The organism is Pseudomonas sp. OV226, from assembly GCF_003148705.1.
Taxonomy (GTDB): Bacteria; Pseudomonadota; Gammaproteobacteria; order Pseudomonadales; family Pseudomonadaceae; genus Aquipseudomonas.
Map to the genome: position 1 here is coordinate 41,445 of NZ_QGGS01000024.1, position 18,024 is coordinate 59,468.

General features: G+C 55.8%; 16 protein-coding genes, 1 tRNA gene and 3 pseudogenes. 8 read left to right on the plus strand and 12 right to left on the minus strand.

Annotated elements, in window-relative coordinates; all coding sequences use genetic code 11:
• The first annotated feature begins 15 nt into the window (after positions 1-15).
• From rpsO to C7534_RS32980, 6 genes and pseudogenes are all read left to right on the plus strand, one after another.
• Positions 16-285: a 30S ribosomal protein S15 gene (gene rpsO / locus C7534_RS26965; RefSeq protein WP_003177875.1), complete on the plus strand. Its 270-nt coding sequence runs from the start codon at positions 16-18 to the stop codon at positions 283-285.
• Positions 286-483: 198 nt separating this feature from the next.
• The gene (pnp, locus tag C7534_RS26970) at positions 484-2,589 is read left to right on the plus strand and encodes a polyribonucleotide nucleotidyltransferase (RefSeq protein WP_007942868.1); all 2,106 of its coding nucleotides are present in this window, start codon (positions 484-486) and stop codon (positions 2,587-2,589) included.
• Positions 2,590-2,718: 129 nt separating this feature from the next.
• Positions 2,719-2,794 (plus strand) — tRNA-Thr (locus C7534_RS26975).
• Between the two features lie 161 nt (positions 2,795-2,955).
• A complete protein-coding gene (locus C7534_RS26980; RefSeq protein ID WP_109787601.1) occupies positions 2,956-4,185 on the plus strand; it encodes a tyrosine-type recombinase/integrase in 1,230 nt (409 codons plus the stop codon).
• A gap of 226 nt (positions 4,186-4,411) precedes the next feature.
• Positions 4,412-4,746: pseudogene (locus C7534_RS26985) on the plus strand (IS3 family transposase); the annotation flags it as partial.
• Between the two features lie 70 nt (positions 4,747-4,816).
• Positions 4,817-5,213, plus strand: a pseudogene (locus C7534_RS32980) (DEAD/DEAH box helicase); the annotation flags it as partial.
• A 264-nt stretch (positions 5,214-5,477) separates the two neighbouring features.
• On the opposite strand, the gene C7534_RS26995 reads toward C7534_RS32980, so the two are convergent.
• Together C7534_RS26995 and lysA are read right to left on the minus strand one after the other, a co-directional pair.
• Positions 5,478-6,095 (minus strand): class I SAM-dependent methyltransferase, encoded by a 618-nt coding sequence (locus C7534_RS26995; RefSeq protein ID WP_109787602.1) that lies wholly within the window; start codon positions 6,093-6,095, stop codon positions 5,478-5,480.
• 78 nt (positions 6,096-6,173) lie between these two features.
• Positions 6,174-7,412 carry a diaminopimelate decarboxylase gene (gene lysA / locus C7534_RS27000; protein ID WP_442963234.1) on the minus strand — a complete coding sequence of 413 codons (1,239 nt, stop codon included), beginning with the start codon at positions 7,410-7,412 and terminating at the stop codon, positions 6,174-6,176.
• A 128-nt stretch (positions 7,413-7,540) separates the two neighbouring features.
• Between lysA and C7534_RS27005 the strand changes: the two genes are divergently transcribed.
• Positions 7,541-8,467 carry a LysR family transcriptional regulator gene (locus C7534_RS27005; protein ID WP_109787603.1) on the plus strand — a complete coding sequence of 309 codons (927 nt, stop codon included), beginning with the start codon at positions 7,541-7,543 and terminating at the stop codon, positions 8,465-8,467.
• Positions 8,468-8,498: 31 nt separating this feature from the next.
• Here the strand turns inward: C7534_RS27005 and C7534_RS27010 are convergent, their stop codons facing one another.
• The 10 genes and pseudogenes from C7534_RS27010 to C7534_RS27050 all read right to left on the minus strand — a co-directional run bounded on the left by C7534_RS27010 (position 8,499) and on the right by C7534_RS27050 (position 17,416).
• Entirely contained in the window at positions 8,499-9,305 is an 807-nt protein-coding gene (locus C7534_RS27010; RefSeq protein WP_109787604.1) for a sulfite exporter TauE/SafE family protein, read from the minus strand.
• Positions 9,306-9,314: 9 nt separating this feature from the next.
• Entirely contained in the window at positions 9,315-10,532 is a 1,218-nt protein-coding gene (locus tag C7534_RS27015) for an NAD(P)/FAD-dependent oxidoreductase (protein ID WP_335739953.1), read from the minus strand.
• Between the two features lie 45 nt (positions 10,533-10,577).
• Positions 10,578-10,931: pseudogene (locus tag C7534_RS33165) on the minus strand (TIGR01244 family sulfur transferase); the annotation flags it as partial.
• Positions 10,932-10,960: 29 nt separating this feature from the next.
• Positions 10,961-11,824, minus strand: coding sequence for an MBL fold metallo-hydrolase (locus C7534_RS27020; protein ID WP_109787645.1), 864 nt, complete (start codon positions 11,822-11,824; stop codon positions 10,961-10,963).
• Between the two features lie 57 nt (positions 11,825-11,881).
• On the minus strand, positions 11,882-12,640 hold the full coding sequence (locus C7534_RS27025) for an amino acid ABC transporter ATP-binding protein (RefSeq protein ID WP_109787606.1): 759 nt from the start codon (positions 12,638-12,640) through the stop codon (positions 11,882-11,884).
• Between the two features lie 4 nt (positions 12,641-12,644).
• Entirely contained in the window at positions 12,645-13,334 is a 690-nt protein-coding gene (locus tag C7534_RS27030) for an amino acid ABC transporter permease (RefSeq protein WP_109787607.1), read from the minus strand.
• A gap of 2 nt (positions 13,335-13,336) precedes the next feature.
• Complete coding sequence (locus C7534_RS27035) at positions 13,337-14,032, minus strand: amino acid ABC transporter permease (protein ID WP_109787608.1); 696 nt, start codon at positions 14,030-14,032, stop codon at positions 13,337-13,339.
• A gap of 44 nt (positions 14,033-14,076) precedes the next feature.
• The gene (locus C7534_RS27040) at positions 14,077-14,922 is read right to left on the minus strand and encodes an ABC transporter substrate-binding protein (RefSeq protein ID WP_109787609.1); all 846 of its coding nucleotides are present in this window, start codon (positions 14,920-14,922) and stop codon (positions 14,077-14,079) included.
• A gap of 99 nt (positions 14,923-15,021) precedes the next feature.
• Complete coding sequence (locus C7534_RS27045) at positions 15,022-16,200, minus strand: trans-sulfuration enzyme family protein (protein ID WP_109787610.1); 1,179 nt, start codon at positions 16,198-16,200, stop codon at positions 15,022-15,024.
• A gap of 22 nt (positions 16,201-16,222) precedes the next feature.
• Positions 16,223-17,416, minus strand: coding sequence for a PLP-dependent cysteine synthase family protein (locus C7534_RS27050; protein ID WP_177412289.1), 1,194 nt, complete (start codon positions 17,414-17,416; stop codon positions 16,223-16,225).
• A 63-nt stretch (positions 17,417-17,479) separates the two neighbouring features.
• Here C7534_RS27050 and C7534_RS27055 point away from each other — a divergent pair, with 63 nt between their 5' ends.
• Positions 17,480-17,938, plus strand: a complete 459-nt coding sequence (locus C7534_RS27055; protein ID WP_109787612.1) for an Lrp/AsnC family transcriptional regulator — start codon at positions 17,480-17,482, stop codon at positions 17,936-17,938.
• Positions 17,939-18,024: the final 86 nt, after the last annotated feature.

An 18,024-nucleotide genomic window follows, 5' to 3' on the forward strand; every position in this document is an offset into this window, starting at 1 on the left:
TAAAAGGATTGCCTCATGGCTCTCGACGTTCAAGAAAAAGCTCAAATCGTAGCTGACTACCAGCAAGCTGTTGGTGACACTGGTTCGCCAGAAGTGCAAGTTGCACTGCTGACCCACAACATCAACAAGCTGCAAGGTCACTTCAAGGCCAACGGTAAAGATCACCACTCCCGTCGTGGTCTGATCCGCATGGTAAACCAGCGTCGTAAGCTGCTGGACTACCTGAAAGGCAAGGATCTGGGTCGCTATCAGACTCTGATCGGTCGCCTGGGTCTGCGTCGCTAATAAGCGATTGCGCTAGAGGTTGGTTGTCTGTCGTTCGTCAGTGGGTTTCCTGCTGGCGCATGGCAGGCTCCCAGCCTCAAGTTTTATCTGGATACCTGCTTTACCCTGGACAATCACTGTCGGGCCGATTCCCGGCGTTGCCCAAGAATTTCGCAAGAAGACAAGTTCCCCAAGAGCCACAAAAGAAGGTAGGACACCGTGAACCCGGTAATCAAAAAATTCCAGTTCGGTCAGTCGACCGTTACCCTCGAGACTGGCCGTATCGCCCGTCAGGCCTCCGGCGCAGTATTGGTCACCGTTGACGACGACGTCAGCGTATTGGTGACCGTAGTCGGTGCCAAGCAAGCCGATCCAGGCAAGGGCTTCTTCCCTCTGTCCGTTCACTACCAGGAAAAAACTTACGCTGCCGGTAAGATCCCTGGCGGTTTCTTCAAGCGCGAAGGCCGTCCTTCCGAGAAAGAAACCCTGACTTCCCGACTGATCGACCGTCCGATCCGTCCTCTGTTCCCAGAAGGCTTCATGAACGAAGTGCAGGTTGTCTGCACCGTCGTTTCCACCAGCAAGAAGACCGATCCGGACATCGCTGCGATGATCGGTACCTCGGCTGCCCTGGCCATCTCCGGCATTCCTTTCGATGGCCCGATCGGCGCTGCCCGCGTTGCGTTCCACGAAAGCACCGGCTACCTGCTGAACCCGACTTACGAACAACAGAAAGCTTCGAGCCTGGACATGGTCGTTGCCGGTACTTCGGAAGCCGTGTTGATGGTTGAATCGGAAGCCAAAGAGCTGACCGAAGACCAGATGCTGGGCGCGGTACTGTTTGCTCACGACGAGTTCCAGGTTGTGATCAACGCCGTTAAAGAACTGGCTGCCGAAGCTGCCAAGCCGACCTGGACCTGGGCTCCACAGCCAGAAGCCACTGCTCTGCTGGGCGCTATCCGTGCCGAGTTCGGCGACGCGATCTCCCAGGCTTACACCATCACCATCAAGGCCGACCGTTACGCTCGCCTGGGTGAGCTGAAAGACCAGGTTGTTGCCAAGCTGTCCGGTGAAGAAGGCCAACCTTCGTCCAGCGAAGTCAAAGCGGCTTTCGGCGAAATCGAATACCGCACCGTTCGCGAAAACATCGTTAACGGCAAGCCACGTATCGACGGCCGCGACACCAAGACCGTACGTCCGTTGAACATCGAAGTCGGTGTTCTGCCTAAGACCCACGGTTCGGCTTTGTTTACCCGTGGCGAAACCCAGGCTCTGGTTGTTGCAACACTGGGCACCGCCCGTGACGCACAACTGCTGGATACCTTGGAAGGCGAGAAAAAAGACCCGTTCATGCTGCACTACAACTTCCCTCCATTCTCGGTAGGTGAGTGTGGTCGCATGGGTGGCGCTGGTCGTCGCGAAATCGGTCACGGCCGTCTGGCCCGTCGTTCGATTGCAGCCATGCTGCCTGCCGCTGACGTGTTCCCGTACACCATTCGTGTTGTGTCGGAAATCACCGAGTCCAACGGTTCGAGCTCGATGGCTTCCGTTTGCGGCGCTTCCCTGGCCCTGATGGACGCTGGCGTTCCGATGAAGGCACCGGTTGCCGGTATCGCGATGGGTCTGGTTAAAGAAGGCGAGAAATTCGCCATCCTGACCGACATCCTGGGTGACGAAGACCACCTCGGCGACATGGACTTCAAAGTAGCCGGTACCGCCAAGGGTGTTACCGCGCTGCAGATGGACATCAAGATCAAAGGCATCACCGAAGAAATCATGGAGATCGCTCTGGGCCAAGCCCTGGAAGCGCGCCTGAACATCCTCGGTCAGATGAACCAGATCATTGGCCAGTCGCGTACCGAACTGTCGGAAAACGCTCCGACCATGATCGCGATGAAAATCGACACCGACAAAATCCGTGATGTCATCGGTAAAGGCGGCGCGACCATTCGTGCGATCTGTGAAGAGACCAAGGCTTCGATCGACATCGAAGACGACGGCTCGATCAAGATCTTCGGCGAAACCAAGGAAGCGGCTGAGGCGGCACGCCAGCGCGTTCTGGGCATCACCGCTGAAGCTGAAATCGGCAAGATCTACGTCGGTAAGGTTGAGCGCATCGTCGACTTCGGCGCATTCGTCAACATCCTGCCAGGCAAGGACGGTCTGGTTCACATCTCGATGCTGAGCGACGCTCGCGTTGAGAAAGTGACCGACATCCTGAAAGAAGGCCAGGAAGTGGAAGTACTGGTACTGGACGTGGACAACCGCGGCCGTATCAAGCTGTCCATCAAAGACGTAGCAGCAGCCAAGGCTTCGGGCGTTTAATCAGCCCAACTCCTTAGTGCAATAAAATGCCCCGCCGTGCAAACGGCGGGGCATTTTTTTGTCTGTTGAAATGACTGTGGCGAGCCTCAAGTTGCCGGACCTTGCGACCGGTGCTAGGTTTAGCCCACCGCCCGTGTAGCTCAGCCGGTAGAGCAGCGCACTCGTAACGCGAAGGTCGCAGGTTCGATTCCTGTCTCGGGCACCATATCTGATTCCAGTCGGCTCCTATGCGTTCTACTGGCCTAAATAAAAACGGAGCGCTCGCGGTTTTTTCTTCCGATTGATTGCGATCGCTTCCGATGCATTCCAAGCAAAATTAGTACATCATTCAGCACTTCTTAATTCGAGTGACTTGGTGATGTACTGATGCCCCTCACAGACACTGCTGTGCGCCAGGCTAGACCGGCCGAAAAAAGCTTCACACTCACAGATGCGAACGGTCTATCTCTGTTCGTAGCGCCCAGTGGCGCCAAGTCGTGGCACTTTAGATTTTCCTGGCTCGGTAAACAGCCGCGTATGTCGCTGGGTACCTATCCGGAAATAGGCCTCAAAAACGCCCGAGAACTGCGTGATCAGGCGCGCACTCTCGTAGCAAAAGGCATAGACCCACGGATGCAGCGCAGAGAGGATAAGCGCGCCGCCGCGTCTGGCGCTGTGAAGACCTTCGAAGTCGTGGCCAATGAGTGGCACGCTTTCAAAGTCCCACGGCTGGTGGTGACCAGAAAAGGCGCCGCATACCAGTCGAGATTTTACTTGGACAAGGATTTGATCCCTGTGCTGGGAAAGTTGCCAGTAGCCGTGGTAACGCGCACCGATGTCCTGGACGCAGTGCGCAGGGTTGAAAAGCGTGCGGCGTTGAATTCGGCCCGCAAGTGCCGGGCTTGGCTAAACGAGATTTTTCGATTCGCCATCGCTTCGGGCTATTTAGATATAAATCCGGCTGCTGATCTAGATATCGTCGCCGCCAAAGAACCACCTGTAAAGCACAACCCCATGCTGAGGCAGCGCGACCTGAAAGCATTCCTTCACACGCTTAGGGGCTTTGACTGTGCGGGATATACGAAGAGCGCCATTCGGATTTTACTGTTAACCGGTGTTCGAACGGGCGAGCTGCGCCACGCGACGGCAACCCAGTTTGATTTGGATGCCGCGTTGTGGACGATTCCGCCTGAGGGTGTCAAGCAATTGAGGAAGGTGATTCGAACGAAGGAGGGTGGTGAGGTTCCACCTTATCTAGTGCCGCTGTCGCGGCAGGCGGTTGAAGAGGTGCACAAAGTGCATCGGTTGACTGGCGGCTACAAGCTGCTGATCGCGGGTCGCAATGATCCGAGCAAGCCAATTAGTGATGGCACCGTCAACTCTGCATTAAAGCGCATGGGATATGAAGGGAGGCTGACCGGGCACGGAATACGCGCCACTATATCAACGGCCTTAAACGAGATGGGTTACAGCGAGGATTGGATTGAGGCGCAGCTTTCGCATGCTGGTTCAAGCAAGGTTCGGAAGACCTATAATCATGCGGAGTACGTAGAGCAGCGGCGAGCGATGATGCAGGAGTGGGCTGACTATTTAGATAATCTTGAGTTTTCGTGCTGATTTTTAGGTCGCGAACTAGAGGTGACAGTTTGGGGTGGGTTGCACAATAGCTCTGAGCGGCTACAGAGCTCCCTGCCATCCTCGGCATGAGGTTGACACTGCAAGCTGGTGGGCACGACCTGGTGTTCAATTCAAAGGACATTTTCAGCCGCGTGCCCATCGTTCAGGGTGGAGCTCCCCTACGGGCATGATCCGTATGCGTACCTGAAAGATGTACTGACGCGATTGGCTGTATTTGGCTGTGGTGCTGGATCTGTTTTCTCGTCAGATCGTTGGCTGGACAATGAAGTCGCAGATGACCAGTGATTTGGCCATTGATGCATTATTAAGATGGCGGTTTGGAGGCGAAAACCGAAGCAGGAGGTGATGGTTCACTCCGACCAAGGCAGCCAGTACAGCAGCTCCGATTGGCGCAGTTTTTTGAAGGCGAACAATTTGGTTGCCAGTATGAGTCGCCGAGGCAACTGTCACGACAATGCCGTTGCCGAGAGCTTTTTCCAGCTTCTAAAACGGGAACGTATCAAGCGAAAAATCTACACCACGCGGCAAGATGCTCGTAGCTGCGTAATTGCACGGACTTGCACACTCGATTGCATTCGACTTGAACACCCAATTGCATTCCCACTGAACAGATGCAGCTGGCCTAGTCGTGGCTACCAATATTGCCCATGCCCACCAGATAGCTTTGGCACTAGAGGCCAAGGGAGAAAGTTTTCGGGTCGTGACTAACAGAACCCCTGATGCTCAAAAAGCGATCAATGAATTCAAGAGTAGCGACTGCCGGTGGGTAGTCGCTGTAGGTATGATCAGCGAGGGGACTGATATACCTCGTCTACAGGTCTGCTGCTACCTTAGTCGTATACGGACAGAACTGCACTTCCGACAGGTGTAGGGACGAGTTCTTCGGAGCACGGGTGAGACTGACGACCAAGCGTGGTTGTTTGTATTAGCGGAGCAAAAACTCAAATACTTTTCCCAGCGTATTGCCGATGACTTGCCAGAAGATATGGCAGTTTTAAGCTATGTTCATGCGCGTGAGACGGATTTATGTTCGTCAGCCGATTATAGTGCTTTCGGTAGGCAAGATGGAGAGCTTGAAAATCGTGGCGCTGTATGCACCTGTGCTGGCAGTGCCGGCGTTAGACACGCTTTATCGCAGGGCGGAATTGCAGCGATACCGTCCTATCAAGTCAGTTTTTCGCAACATTTTCGTCAGCAATTGTTGGCAGCTTTCTAATGTGGCTCTCGATTGGTGAATTGACGGCGCTTAATGTGATGTCGATGATTCGATCTCAGCGAAGTTTTCGGCAGTAGCAGTACACAAATTTCTGGACGGTTCCGAACGGAGTGTGATGTTCTTCCTTTTCATGCCCGAGCAATTCGAAAGGTGCACCAAACTCAGAGTGCAATTCGTCCGCGCTATAACGCCTCACAGGTAAACCGCTGCACTGGGTAGGCCCATCTTCTGCAAAAGTGGCAACAATTACGTATCCACCGGGCTTTACAGATGTCAGTACTTTTTCGAGATACGCCTGTCGCTCATCTGCACCGGTGAGAAAGTGGAACACGGCCCGGTCGTGCCAGACATCATAAGTCTGAGGTGCAAGCGATACTCGAGTGACATCCCCTTCAATCCAGATGACTTTTTCTGCCTTACTGCCCAAGCGGTGTTTTGCTGTGGCAAGCGCCGAAGCAGAGAGGTCAAGAACAGCCAGCTGGGTAAAGCCGTTTTCTATCAGGTCATCAATCAGTGTCGACGCCCCGCCACCAACGTCAATGATCGATGCCGAAAAGGAGGCGCCCGTTTTTTGAATTAGTCGCAACGAGTTGGTGGCGTGCTCCTGGAACCAGCTGACAGCATCTGCAGGCTTACTCGAATATACCTGCTCCCAATGCGCTTTCGATTGCATAGCAAGTTGTCCTCATTGACGATTTAGGAAATTGTAGAACCGTTTCATCACTTGGTTTTGACGCAGGCCATCTGGCCCTTAAAGGCCCAACTCTAAGGCCAGCAAGTCCGATAATGGCTGTGGTCGTCTAATCAATCTGGCTTGTCCTTGCTCGATCAATACTTCCGGCAACAGGGGGCGGCTGTTGTAATTGGATGACATGGAGGCGCCGTACGCACCTGTGTCATGCATGATCAGCAAGTCGCCAACCTGCGCCTCGGGTAGCAGGCGAGGTGTCACACCGTGTTCATCCTGCGTAAAGATATCGCCCGATTCACACAGGGGGCCGCCCACCACGTAGTCGTGTTCAGGGCGATGGATGGGCGCCCCCTCGGCATCCAGCAAGGTCATGTGGTGATAGGCGCCATAGAGGGCAGGGCGCATCAGGTCATTGAAGCCTGCGTTCACCAAAATGAAGTGTCGGCTCCCGACTTTTTTGACTGCGCGGACTTCGGTCACCAGACGACCTGATTCGGCCACCAGAAACCGCCCGGGTTCGATCTCCATCCGTACCGGATGACCAAGAAACGCTTCGATGTCCTGCCTGGCCTGACGCCATGCGTTGGCATAACGCTGGATGTCTACCGGCTCATCGCCTTCGCGGTAGGGCGTAGACAGCCCGCCACCGATGGAAAAGGCTTCGATGTCGTGGTCGAGCATTTTCACCGCCGAGGCCATTGCATTGCCCACTTGCTCCAGATGCGCATAATCCACGCCCGAGCCGATATGCATGTGTAATCCCACCAGCTTCAGCCCGAACTGCCGAATGACGTCGAGCGCTTCGTGAACCTGGTCATGCCAGATGCCATGCTTGCTGTTTTCACCACCGGTATTGGTCTTGCGGCTGTGACCATGGCCGAACCCCGGGTTGATCCGTAACCAGACGCGATGGCCCCTGGAGCGTTCGCCCAGCTGGCGGAGCATGTCGATCGACCCGGTATTGACCTCGATATTCAGCTCGACCACGCGGCGCAAAGTAGCCTCGTCGAACAGATCACAGGTAAACACGATGCCTGCTGGTGTGCCGGCCGGGCTGAAACCTGCCAATAGTGCCCGCTCGATTTCACCCAGCGAGACGGCATCGACCCGAACGCCTTGCTCTCGTATCAAGCGCAGGATGTGCAGGTTGGAACAGGCTTTTTGTGCGAATCGAACGGTCTCGAAGCACGCCAGTTGATCGACGCGTGCCTTGATGGTCTGTGCGTCATAACACCAGAATGGGGTGCCATGTTCTGTGGCAATAGCGGCTAACTGCTGGAAGTCGGGCTGGTTGGGCATAGAGATAGTCGATCTGATCTTGAGAGTGGAGACCATCATGCCGATTGCAGAACATTCAATAAAATATCTTCTTTTTAGTTATCAATTCAGTTCTGATATGGGCTTCAAGCGATCAATGAAGGTTGGGTATGAAAGTCTCGATGCGGCATATCGAAGTTTTCCGAGCGATCATGCAAGCAGGCAGCGTCACGGGAGCGGCGCGCTTATTGTTGACCTCCCAACCGACGCTCAGCCGGGAACTGGCCCGGCTTGAAAGCCTTTCGAGTTTGCGTTTGTTTGATCGGGAGGGCGGCAGGTTGGTACCGACGGCTCAGGCAATAATGTTGTTTGAAGAGGTCGAACGCTCCTATATCGGGTTGGAACGAATCAATAGCGTTGCGCAATCGATCCGTCGTTTCGAACATGGGCAACTCAGCATCACCTGCCTGCCGCTGTTTTCTCAGACGTTATTGCCCAACGTTTGCAAGCAGTTTCATCAACAGCATTCGGGCATAGGCTTGAGTATCACCGCGCAGGAATCGCCCTTGCTCGAGGAGTCTCTCAGCGCACAGCGTCACGACCTTGGCTTGACCGAAAGTGAACAGGTGCCAAGAGGCACCCGAGGGGAATTGCTCTTTTGTGCCGATATGGTCTGCATACTGCCAGAGGGGCATCCTTTGCTGTCCAGGTCGCTGCTGGTAATTGAGGACTTTCGCGGTGTCAATTTCATCAACCTGTCGGGCCTGGACATTTACCGTCAGAAGCTCGATCAGCACTTTCTTCACGCCGGTGTGGATCGGCATACCGTGATCGAAACCACCAATGCTGCGTCGGTCTGTGCCATGGTCAGGCAACAATTGGGTGTGGCGATCATCAACCCATTGAGCGCCGTGCAAGAGTCAGGCAGAGGATTGATCATTCGACCAATCAACGTGTCCATTCCCTACCGAGTCATGCTGATAAGGCCTGATTTTCGACCCTCCTCAGTTTTCGTTGACGCCTTTTACAAGGCATTGGGTGTTGAGGCGTTGAGTCTTGCCAGTGCCCTGGACAAGAGAATGGCGGGGGCCAGTTAGGTCGACGTACCTATGCTCAGTCCCAGGTTTTTTATATCCAGGTTTTGAGCATCAGGTAGCCCGCAACCACCAGGCATACGGCGGAAAAACCCAGTTGTATAGATTTGGCGGGAATCCTGGGTGAGAGGACTCTTCCCAATAGCATTCCGCTCACACTCGCAGCGATAAAAACCCCGCCAGTGACCGTTATGTGGGCTCCTGCATGAACGGCGCCTGCCACCGCAATAGCCGAGATCAGGGCGATGGTCATGAGTGAAGTCGCGACGATGCCATGCATGCGAATATCTGAAAGTTGTTGAAAGGCAGGCACGATCAAGAACCCGCCCCCCACGCCCAGCATCCCGGTGAGAAAGCCGGACAGTGAGCCGACTACCGCAAGGCTCGCTGAGCATTTTGGTGTCCAGCGCAGTCGGCCGGTCTGAGGGTTGATCATGCAATTTTTTTGTTGCCAGCACTGCTGATTGTCGGCGGCCTTGGCCGAGATGCCGCTCGCCTGTCGAATCATGCGAATCGCCACAATGACCATGATCAGGCTGAACAGCGAGGTCAGTACGGTGTTGGGCAGCAGATGGGCAAAATGCACGCCCAAACGCGAGAACACCGCCCCCAACAATGCCATCAACAGGGCAGCCCGATAACGTACCAGGCCTTTCCTCAGACCATCCATGGCCCCGACAGCGGCCGCCGCGCTGACGGCAAACAACGCAACGGGGGCCGATTCCGTCATTGACCATCCCAGGCCGATCACTAGCGCCGGTACAGCCAGAATTCCACCCCCTGCACCTGTCAGGCCGAGAATGATGCCGATGGCAATCCCGAATATTCCACTCAGTAGCATGCTCGCACCTCACTCAACCTTGGAGAGGCTGGTCAACCACTCACGACCTTTGAGCATGCCGTTCCAATAGAACCAAGGCAGGAACCGGGCTTTAAGGAACCATGCACTTTGTCGGGCGACCGTTGCGTCCAGGGGAAATGTCGGCAGCAGTTTCCCGCCGTAGCCAAACTCCGCCAGCACGACTTTGCCTTTTTCGACGGTCAACGGACATGAACCATAACCGTCGTAGCGCAGCGGAATGGGCTGGTTGCCGCGTACTGCCATGAGGTTCTCGGCGACGACGACGATTTGCTTGCGTGCAGCGGCAGCGGTCTTGGCGTTACTGGTGGAGCACACATCACCGAGCGCAAATACGTCCGGATAGCGGCTGTGTTGTAGAGTCCCCGGATCCACCTCACACCAACCGGCATCGTCCGCCAGAGGGCTTGTGCGGATGAAGTCGGGGGAGACCTGTGCGGGGACGACATGGAGCATGTCGAAGGTCTTGGCCAGGCGAATGACTGTGCCGTGTTCGTCCTTGCTTTCAAACCAGGCTGTCCGGCTGGGGCCGTCAACTTTGACCAGGTTCGAGCCGAATACCAACTGTGCTTGATACTTCTCGATGTATTTCATCAGGGGGGGGACGAAAGCCGGTACGCCGAACAGCACTGCGCCAGCGAGATTGAACTCGACCTGCATGTTCTGCAGAACGCCTGACTTTTGCCAGTGATCGCAGGAAAGGTACAGGGCCTTTTGCGGAGCACCGGCACATTTGATCGGCATGCCGGGTTGGGAGAAGAGGGCCTTGCCTTTGCGTAATCCCTGCACCAGTTGCCAGGTGTAAGCGCAAAGGTCATAGCGGTAGTTGGATGTCACCCCGTTCTTGCCCAGGGTTTGCTCCAACCCTTCGATTTTCTCCCAGGCAAGCCTAAGCCCGGGACAGACGATAAGATTTTGATAAGCGACGCTTTTGCCGTTACTCAGCTCTAGACGTTTTCCTTCGGGCAGGGCCTTGACCACTGCCGCCTTGATCCAGGTTACGCCACGGGGGATGACCTGCAACATGGGTCTGACAGTCTTGCGCACGTCATAAGCCCCTCCACCGACCAGCGTCCAGGCCGGCTGATAATAGTGGTGGTCATTGGGTTCAATGAGCGTGATCTGCAGATCGGGCGCACGCTTGAGCAGGCTCGCCACGACACCAATGCCGGCCGACCCGCCACCAATGACGACGATGTCGGCTGTGATGTCGAGGCAGCTAGCGGCAACTTCGCTACGTGCGGCACACGCCGACGCTTTTTGGTAGAGCTTGGTAGAGCGATTACCGGTGCGACAGAAAGCCAATACCGGTGCCGGCAGGCTGTCCAGCAGGTGGGCAAAGTGCTGTACATCGTTGTCGCTGATGGTGTCGGGTTGAACCGGGAAATAAGCAAACTCAAGGTCTAGCCGTTTGGCTTCGGCGTGTATGGCTGCGCTGGCAGGTTGATCCGCGCCGCCTTCACAATCCGGTCGGTTACAGATGATTGAGCGAAACCCCAGTTTGGCGGCTTCGTTCAAATCTCCTGGGGTCAATTGACCGGTTGTTGCAAAGTTTTTGTTGTGGGTGGTGATTTGCATGCCATTTAAACTCGTAAAGAGGTTATCCATTTCGCTCTGCCTGAACTCAATCAAGGTCCTCAGAGCATATTGAGCGGTATCTTCAAATAGCTGATGCCGTTGGCCCTGGCCGTAGGTGTCTCACCGGCTCGCATGTTGATCTGCACTGAGGGCAGCAGCAGCCTGGGCTGGTCCAGGGTCTTGTCGCGTGCCGTGCGCAGAGCAACGAAATCAGCCTCGGCGATGCCCTTGCCGATATGGATGTTGTGCGCGCGCTCCTTGTCCACTGTGGTCTGGTGACAGTAGGCGTTACGACCGGGCGCCTTGTAGTCGTGGCACATGAATAGCCGAGTGTTGCCCGGCAGCTCGAGCAGCCGGCCAATCGAGCGGTATAGCTGGTGTGCATCACCACCGGGAAAATCGCAGCGGGCAGTGCCACTATCGGGCATGAACAACGTGTCACCGACGAATGCGCAATCTTCAATCAGGTACGTCACGCAGGCCGGCGTATGGCCAGGCGTGTGCAACACGCGGACGGTCAGGGCGCCGATATGGAAAGTCTCGTTGTCGGCGAACAAGTGGTCGAACTGACTGCCGTCCGGGGACAAATCATCGTCGGCGTCGAACAGGGCGACAAAGGTCTTCTGTACCTGAGGAATGCGATCGCCAATGCCGATCTGTCCGCCCAGTTGCCGCTTGAGGTAGCGTGCAGCCGAGAGGTGGTCAGCATGCACGTGGGTTTCCAGAATCCACTCCAGCGTCAGCGCGTTGGCCCTTACATACTCAATAAGGCGTCCAGCACTTGAATACGTGATACGCGCGGCGGCGGCATCGTAATCGAGCACCGGATCGATGATCGCGCAATGCCGGGTCACTGGGTCGCTGACCAGATAACTGTAAGTACAACTCTGGGCGTCGAAGTAAGGCTCGATATGAAATTGCACGGTCATTGCCTCCATTTTCAAGGGAGGCAGCTATCGAGCCTGCCCCCTGTACTCCATTCAGCAAGCTTGTGGCATGCCACTCTCGGCCCAGGGCGAGCGGATATCGGACAGGAATCGCTGGGCGCGAGGATGCTCAGGACGCAGGAAGAAAGACTCGGGTGTCGCTCGTTCGAGCACCTTGCCTTGATCCATGAAGATCACTCGATCGGCCACTTCGCGTGCGAAACCCATCTCGTGGGTAACGCACACCATGGTCATGCCTTCTTTGGCCAGGCTTTTCATTGCCTGGAGCACTTCGCCGACCATCTCTGGGTCCAACGCGGAAGTGGGTTCATCGAACAGCATCACCGGAGGGTTCATTGCCAATGCCCTGGCGATGGCCACGCGCTGCTGCTGGCCACCCGATAACTCGGATGGGAAAGCGCATGCCTTGTGAGCCAGCCCCACGCGGTCCAGCAAACTCATGGCCAGATCGTCCGCTTCCTTGGCGCCCAGCTTGCGCAGGCGACGCGGTGCCAGCGTGCAGTTCTCAAGAACGGTGAGGTGGGGAAACAGATTGAACTGCTGGAACACGAAGCCAATACCGCTGCGCAAGGCGTTCACGCTGACGGAGCGATCATAGATATCCACGCCATCGATAAAGATATTCCCACTCTGGATAGCTTCCAGCCGATTGAGCGTGCGAATCATCGTTGACTTGCCGGAGCCGGACGGACCGCAGACCACGACCACTTCACCCTTGGCGACGGTTTCGTTGATGTCAGCCAGGGCATGGTAACTGCCGTACCACTTGTTAACGTTTTTCAGTTTGATCATGGTGTTAAACCTTTGCAGTTCGCACAGCGAGACGTCGTTCCAGCCAGAAGGCGAAGCGAGACAGGCTGAAGCACATGACGAAGTAAGTGAGGCCGAGTACGGCATAGACCTGGACCGGCTTGGTGAGCAGTTGAGCGCTGATCTGTGAGGCAACGAATGACACTTCCGAGAGGCTGATGATGTAACCCAGCGAGGTCTCCTTGATGGTGGAGACGAACTGATTCACCAGCGAGGGCAGCATGTTGCGAAAGGCCTGGGGCATGATCACCAGGCGCATCGTAGCCAGGTACGAAAAGCCGAGTGAACGGGAGCTTTCCATTTGCCCGCGAGGCAGTCCGAGAATCCCGGCGCGAATGATTTCGGCGAGGTAGACCCCATCAAAAATCACCAGGGCAGCCAGCATGGTGCCAAATTGGTCAGTGCGTTGACCGGTCAAGGTCGGTAGCAGGAAATAGGCCCAGAAAATCACCATCAGCAATGGCGTTCCGCGCAGTACGTACACAAGCCCCGTGACCGGCAGACGCAACAACCGGTAAGGGCTGATGCGGCAGAGCGCAAGCAGTACCCCAACAGGGAAGGCCAATACCAAGGCCATCGCTGCCAGGATCAGCGTCATTAACAAACCGCCCAAGGGGCCGTTCGGGTATTGGCCAATCAGGTAGAAAAGCCCGTAGTTGTGGATGATATCGAGCATCGTCAGGCACTCCGGACGGGATAGCGTTGCTGGTACCAACTGGACAGCAGCGTGATGATGATCGAGACGCCGACATAACCTACCGTGGTAACGGCGTACGATTCAAAACCCCGAAATGTGGAGCTTTCCACCTGCTGGGCCTGATACATCATTTCAGCGACGCCGATCACCATGGCGATGCTGGTGTTCTTCCACAGGTTAAGTGTCTGGCTAATCAGCGGCGGCACTGTCACCCGCAGTGACTGCGGGAGGATGACCAGGCGCATGGTGCTGAGGAAGCCAAAGCCCAGGGTCCGGCCAGCTTCCATTTGTTCCCTGGGAATGGAACGCAAGCCGCTACGGATGTCCTCGGACATATACGCCGCGGTGTACAGCACCAGGGCGATAACCGCGCTGACCGCTTCGATATTGTGGTCGTAGATCCAGCTCTTGATCGGGGTTGGCAGCAGCTCCGGTGCCCCGAAATACCAGAACAGCATGTGTGCCAGCAGCGGGACGTTGCGTATGGCTTCCACATACGTGATCGCGATTGCCCGCAGTGCAGCGTAAGGGGCCATTCGCAATACAGCGATGACGATTGCCAGCGGTAGGGCAATGGCCAGCGAGATCAAAGCGAGTTGGATGGATAGCAGGAAGCCACTGATGAGCCAGTCGTGATACTGCCCCGAGAGCACAACCGATAAATCAAACGTATTCATAACTAGGCCCGTGGCCCGACCCTGAGGTCGGGCCCTCAATGAAGTTAGTTGATTTGGTCGGTGTCGATCTTGAAGGAGCGACTGGCGAACTTCATGTTAGTCTCAGGACCAAACCACTTGGTGAAGAGCTTGTCAGCCTTGCCGGACGACTCCAGATCGCGCAGCGTCTTGTTCACCTGTTCCTGGAAGGCGGGTTCTTCTTTTCTCAGGCCCAGCGCAATGTGCTCGGCGGACAGGGGTGTTGGGAGAATCCGAAAATCTTTTGCCGCATCACCCAGCTTGGCGAAGTTGCCGGCCAATGAGGTCTCGTCATTGGCGTAACCCAGGCCTTTGCCTTGTTGCAAGGCGAGCAGGGCTTGAGGGTTGCTGTCGAACGATACGATCTGGGCGTCAGCGATCTTCGCGCGGATGCTCTGCTCCATGGTGGAGCCTTTGATCGTCAAGATTTTCTTGCCGGCCAGTTGGTCGAGTTGAGTGATACCACTGTCGGCCTTGACCATGACTTTCTGACCTGTAATAAAGGTCGAAAGAGAGAAGTTGATCAATGCTTCCCGTTCTTTGTTATGGGTCAGGGACGCCGCCAGAAGATCGACACGGCCTTGTTGTAATTCAGGAATACGTGCAGCGACGGTCAATTGCTTGAGTACCGGTTTGACCCCGATGTTCGCGGCAATGGCATTGCACATGTCGACGTCGTATCCGACGATCTCGCGCGACGCGGGGTCCTTGATGTAGCTGAACGGCTCGTCGGTGCCGAGCACCCCACAGACTAATTCACCCTTGGCTTTGATATCGCTGAGTTGATCAGCTGCAGCAGAGAAGCTGGTTGCCAGCGTCAGTGCCAGTACTGCGGTTTTCCAGTGTTTTTTGAGCATGCGGTTCGTTTGCATTTTATAGACCTTATTGTTTGATAAACGGAACGCCAGTTTTCATGAATCGTCGGTGCAGGGGACTTCGAAAGCCTCTTGTGGTTGGAGTGGGAATTTCTGTTATTCAACGTTGGTCATGGGTAGCCGCACAAAGCCGGCATTCAAGTCGGCGATTAGATCGTCGACATGTTCCAGGCCGATGGAGAGTCGGATCAGGTTCTCGCTGATGCCCAGGCTGATTTTCTGTTCATGGCTCAACGAGTTGTGCGACATGCTGTAGGAGTGGTTGATCATGCTCTCCACCCCGCCCAGGGAATCGGCCAGCACAAAGATCGACAGCTGCTCAATGAACGGTGCCATCGCCTTGCGGTCGGCCTTGAGTTTCAGTGAAACCACCGCGCCACCAGAACGCATTTGGCGTTTGCACAGTTCGTGCTGCGGATGGCTTTCCAGCCCCGGGTAATACACGGCCTCGACCTGCGGGTGCTGGCTGAGAAAGCGGGCGATCGTTAGCGCATTGCTGCACTGGCGCTCCATGCGTACGTCGAGGGTCTTGAGCCCACGCAGGGCGAGGTAGCAGTCGAACGGCCCCTGGACTGCTCCAATGGCCATACTGATGCCGCGCAGGCGGGTGAACAGTTGCTCATCGGCGGCCACCACGACACCCCCGATCAGATCGGAGTGCCCACCAATGTATTTACTCGCCGAGTGCATCACCAGGTCGACGCCGTACTCGACTGGACGCTGGTTCCAGGGTGAGCAGAAGGTGTTGTCGACGCAGGTCAGGATGCCGTGTGCACGGGCAAACTCTGTCACACACGGGATGTCCACCAGTTGCAGCAGAGGGTTGGTCGGTGTCTCGATCCAGATCAGCCGGGTATTGTCGCGGCGGCTAGCGGCCAGTGCCTCAAGGTCATTGAGGTCGACGTAAGTGGTGGTGAGCCCGGACGTCTTGCTTCGGTAGTCTTCCATCAGGCGGAAGGTGCCTCCATAGACGCCCGCCATCACGATTACATGGGAGTCCTTGGGCAGTAGCTCAAGCACGGTGGCGGTAGCAGCCAGACCCGAAGCGCAGGCCACGGCACCGAACCCGTGTTCCAACTGCGCAATGCAGCTCTCATAAGAATGTCGGGTTGGGTTGCCTACTCGCCCGTAAGCGTAGTCTGGGTTGTCGTCGAGGCTGCGCTTGATGAACGAACTGGAGGTGACGATCGCCGGGAAGATTGTGTTGTCGGCATAGGTCGACTGTTCGCCAGCGTGAATCACTTGGGTCGAAAAGTTGCTCTTGTTCTGGTTCATAGTCAGTCGTGACTCACGTGTATTAAAGGTAGCAATCGAGTTGTTTCGCATAGGGTGTGATGTCGCCGATGTGGCGAGCGACCCAGTCGCGGTCGTAATAGGTGTCCAGATAGCGTTCGCCGCCATCGCACATCAGGGTCACGATTGAACCCTGCAGGCCTTGCTCCTGCATCCTCGATGCGACTTTCAGTGCGCCCCACATGTTGGTACCGGTGGACCCTCCTGCCTTCCTGCCGAGCACCCTTTCCAGCCAATAAAGGGTGGCGATGCTGGCTGCGTCAGGGATTTTGAGCATGTCGTCGATCACTTCTGGCAGGAAGGACGGCTCGACCTGGGGACGACCGATGCCTTCGATACGACTGCCTTGGCTGCCGGTAAGACTTGAGTCGCCTGTTCGATAGCTGTCATAGAAAACCGAGTTCTCGGGGTCCACCACGATCAGTTGAGTGTCATGACCCTTGTAGCGGATGTAACGGCCGATGGTGGCGGTGGTGCCACCAGTCCCTGCGCTCATGACAACCGCGCGGGGAATGGGGTGCGCCTCGCCGGTCATCTGCTGGAAGATGCTGTCGGCAATATTGTTGTTGCCGCGCCAATCCGTTGCCCGCTCGGCGTAGGTAAACTGATCCATGTAGTGCCCGTCGCTTTCGCGCGCCAGGCGCTGCGCCTGGGCATAGACCTCTGACGAATGATCAACGAAGTAACAGTGCCCGCCGAGCAGTTCGACCTGCTCTATTTTTTTGCTCGCGGTGTTGCGCGGCATGACGGCGGTGAAACGCAGGCCAAGCATTTTGGCAAAGTAGGCTTCGGACACAGCGGTGCTGCCCGAGGATGCCTCGACCACATGGGTGCCTTCTCGGATCTTGCCACTGCAAATGGCATGTAGAAAAAGCGAGCGCGCCAGCCGATGTTTGAGACTGCCCGTTGGATGTGTGCTCTCGTCCTTGACGTAAATGTCGATGCCCTTCAACCCTGGAATTTCCAGCTTGTGGATGTGGGTATCGGCGGAGCGCAGCAGATCGCAGGAGATACGACTGATGGCTGTATGGATCCAATCGTTCACAGAGTTTCCCTCGCCCCGGCAGGCGTCAACGGCATAAGGACCATCGCCTGAGGCGTGGCGAGTGTGGCGATGATCTTCTTCATTTTTGAGTGGCTCCAAGCGCGGTTTTATGGTGTAAATCCTACTGCCGCCCACTCGAAATTTAATTTCCATTTCTTCAGTTCTTAGGCTATTTTTTAGAAAAATATTCTACGAACTCAAAGATAAGAAGAAAAAATGGATAGCTTTGATCGCCATATCCTCTCCCTCCTGCAACGCGATGCCGACATGCCTATCAAAGATCTGGCTGAAGCCGTCAACCTTTCAACGACCCCCTGCTGGAAACGGATCAAGAAACTCGAGAAAGAGGGCTATATCAGGGCCAAAGTAGCCCTGCTGGACCCCGTCCTGCTGGGTCTTGGGTTATCGGTGCTGGTGCAGGTCAAGACGCAGCGTCATGACAAGGTCTGGCTGGATACATTCGCCAAGACGGTGTCGCAGTTCGAAGAAGTGATGGCGTTCTATCGGATGTCGGGGGACTGGGACTATATGTTGCGCGTTGTGGTCAGTGACATTGCCGCCTATGACACGTTCTACAAGAAGCTGATCACGAGCATCGACGGGCTTTCCAACATCACATCAAGCTTCGCCATGGAGCAGATCAAGTACACGACGGCGCTGCCTTTGCCTCGATAATCTGCTCTACGTGGCAGATGCATCAGCCACAAAGCGATCTTTGGTAGGATTGCAATGTACCCGTTACAGGCCCGTGCCCTGCCCCC

Excerpts from the sequence above, each read along its gene's own strand:
- rpsO (WP_003177875.1), top strand. The coding sequence starts at position 16 with ATGGCTCTCGACGTTCAAGAAAAAGCTCAAATCGTAGCTGACTACCAG.
- C7534_RS26980 (WP_109787601.1), top strand. The coding sequence starts at position 2,956 with ATGCCCCTCACAGACACTGCTGTGCGCCAGGCTAGACCGGCCGAAAAA.
- C7534_RS26995 (WP_109787602.1), bottom strand. The coding sequence starts at position 6,095 with ATGCAATCGAAAGCGCATTGGGAGCAGGTATATTCGAGTAAGCCTGCA.
- lysA (WP_442963234.1), bottom strand. The coding sequence starts at position 7,412 with ATGCCCAACCAGCCCGACTTCCAGCAGTTAGCCGCTATTGCCACAGAA.
- C7534_RS27005 (WP_109787603.1), top strand. The coding sequence starts at position 7,541 with ATGAAAGTCTCGATGCGGCATATCGAAGTTTTCCGAGCGATCATGCAA.
- C7534_RS27010 (WP_109787604.1), bottom strand. The coding sequence starts at position 9,305 with ATGCTACTGAGTGGAATATTCGGGATTGCCATCGGCATCATTCTCGGC.
- C7534_RS27025 (WP_109787606.1), bottom strand. The coding sequence starts at position 12,640 with ATGATCAAACTGAAAAACGTTAACAAGTGGTACGGCAGTTACCATGCC.
- C7534_RS27030 (WP_109787607.1), bottom strand. The coding sequence starts at position 13,334 with ATGCTCGATATCATCCACAACTACGGGCTTTTCTACCTGATTGGCCAA.
- C7534_RS27035 (WP_109787608.1), bottom strand. The coding sequence starts at position 14,032 with ATGAATACGTTTGATTTATCGGTTGTGCTCTCGGGGCAGTATCACGAC.
- C7534_RS27040 (WP_109787609.1), bottom strand. The coding sequence starts at position 14,922 with ATGCAAACGAACCGCATGCTCAAAAAACACTGGAAAACCGCAGTACTG.
- C7534_RS27045 (WP_109787610.1), bottom strand. The coding sequence starts at position 16,200 with ATGAACCAGAACAAGAGCAACTTTTCGACCCAAGTGATTCACGCTGGC.
- C7534_RS27050 (WP_177412289.1), bottom strand. The coding sequence starts at position 17,416 with ATGGAAATTAAATTTCGAGTGGGCGGCAGTAGGATTTACACCATAAAA.
- C7534_RS27055 (WP_109787612.1), top strand. The coding sequence starts at position 17,480 with ATGGATAGCTTTGATCGCCATATCCTCTCCCTCCTGCAACGCGATGCC.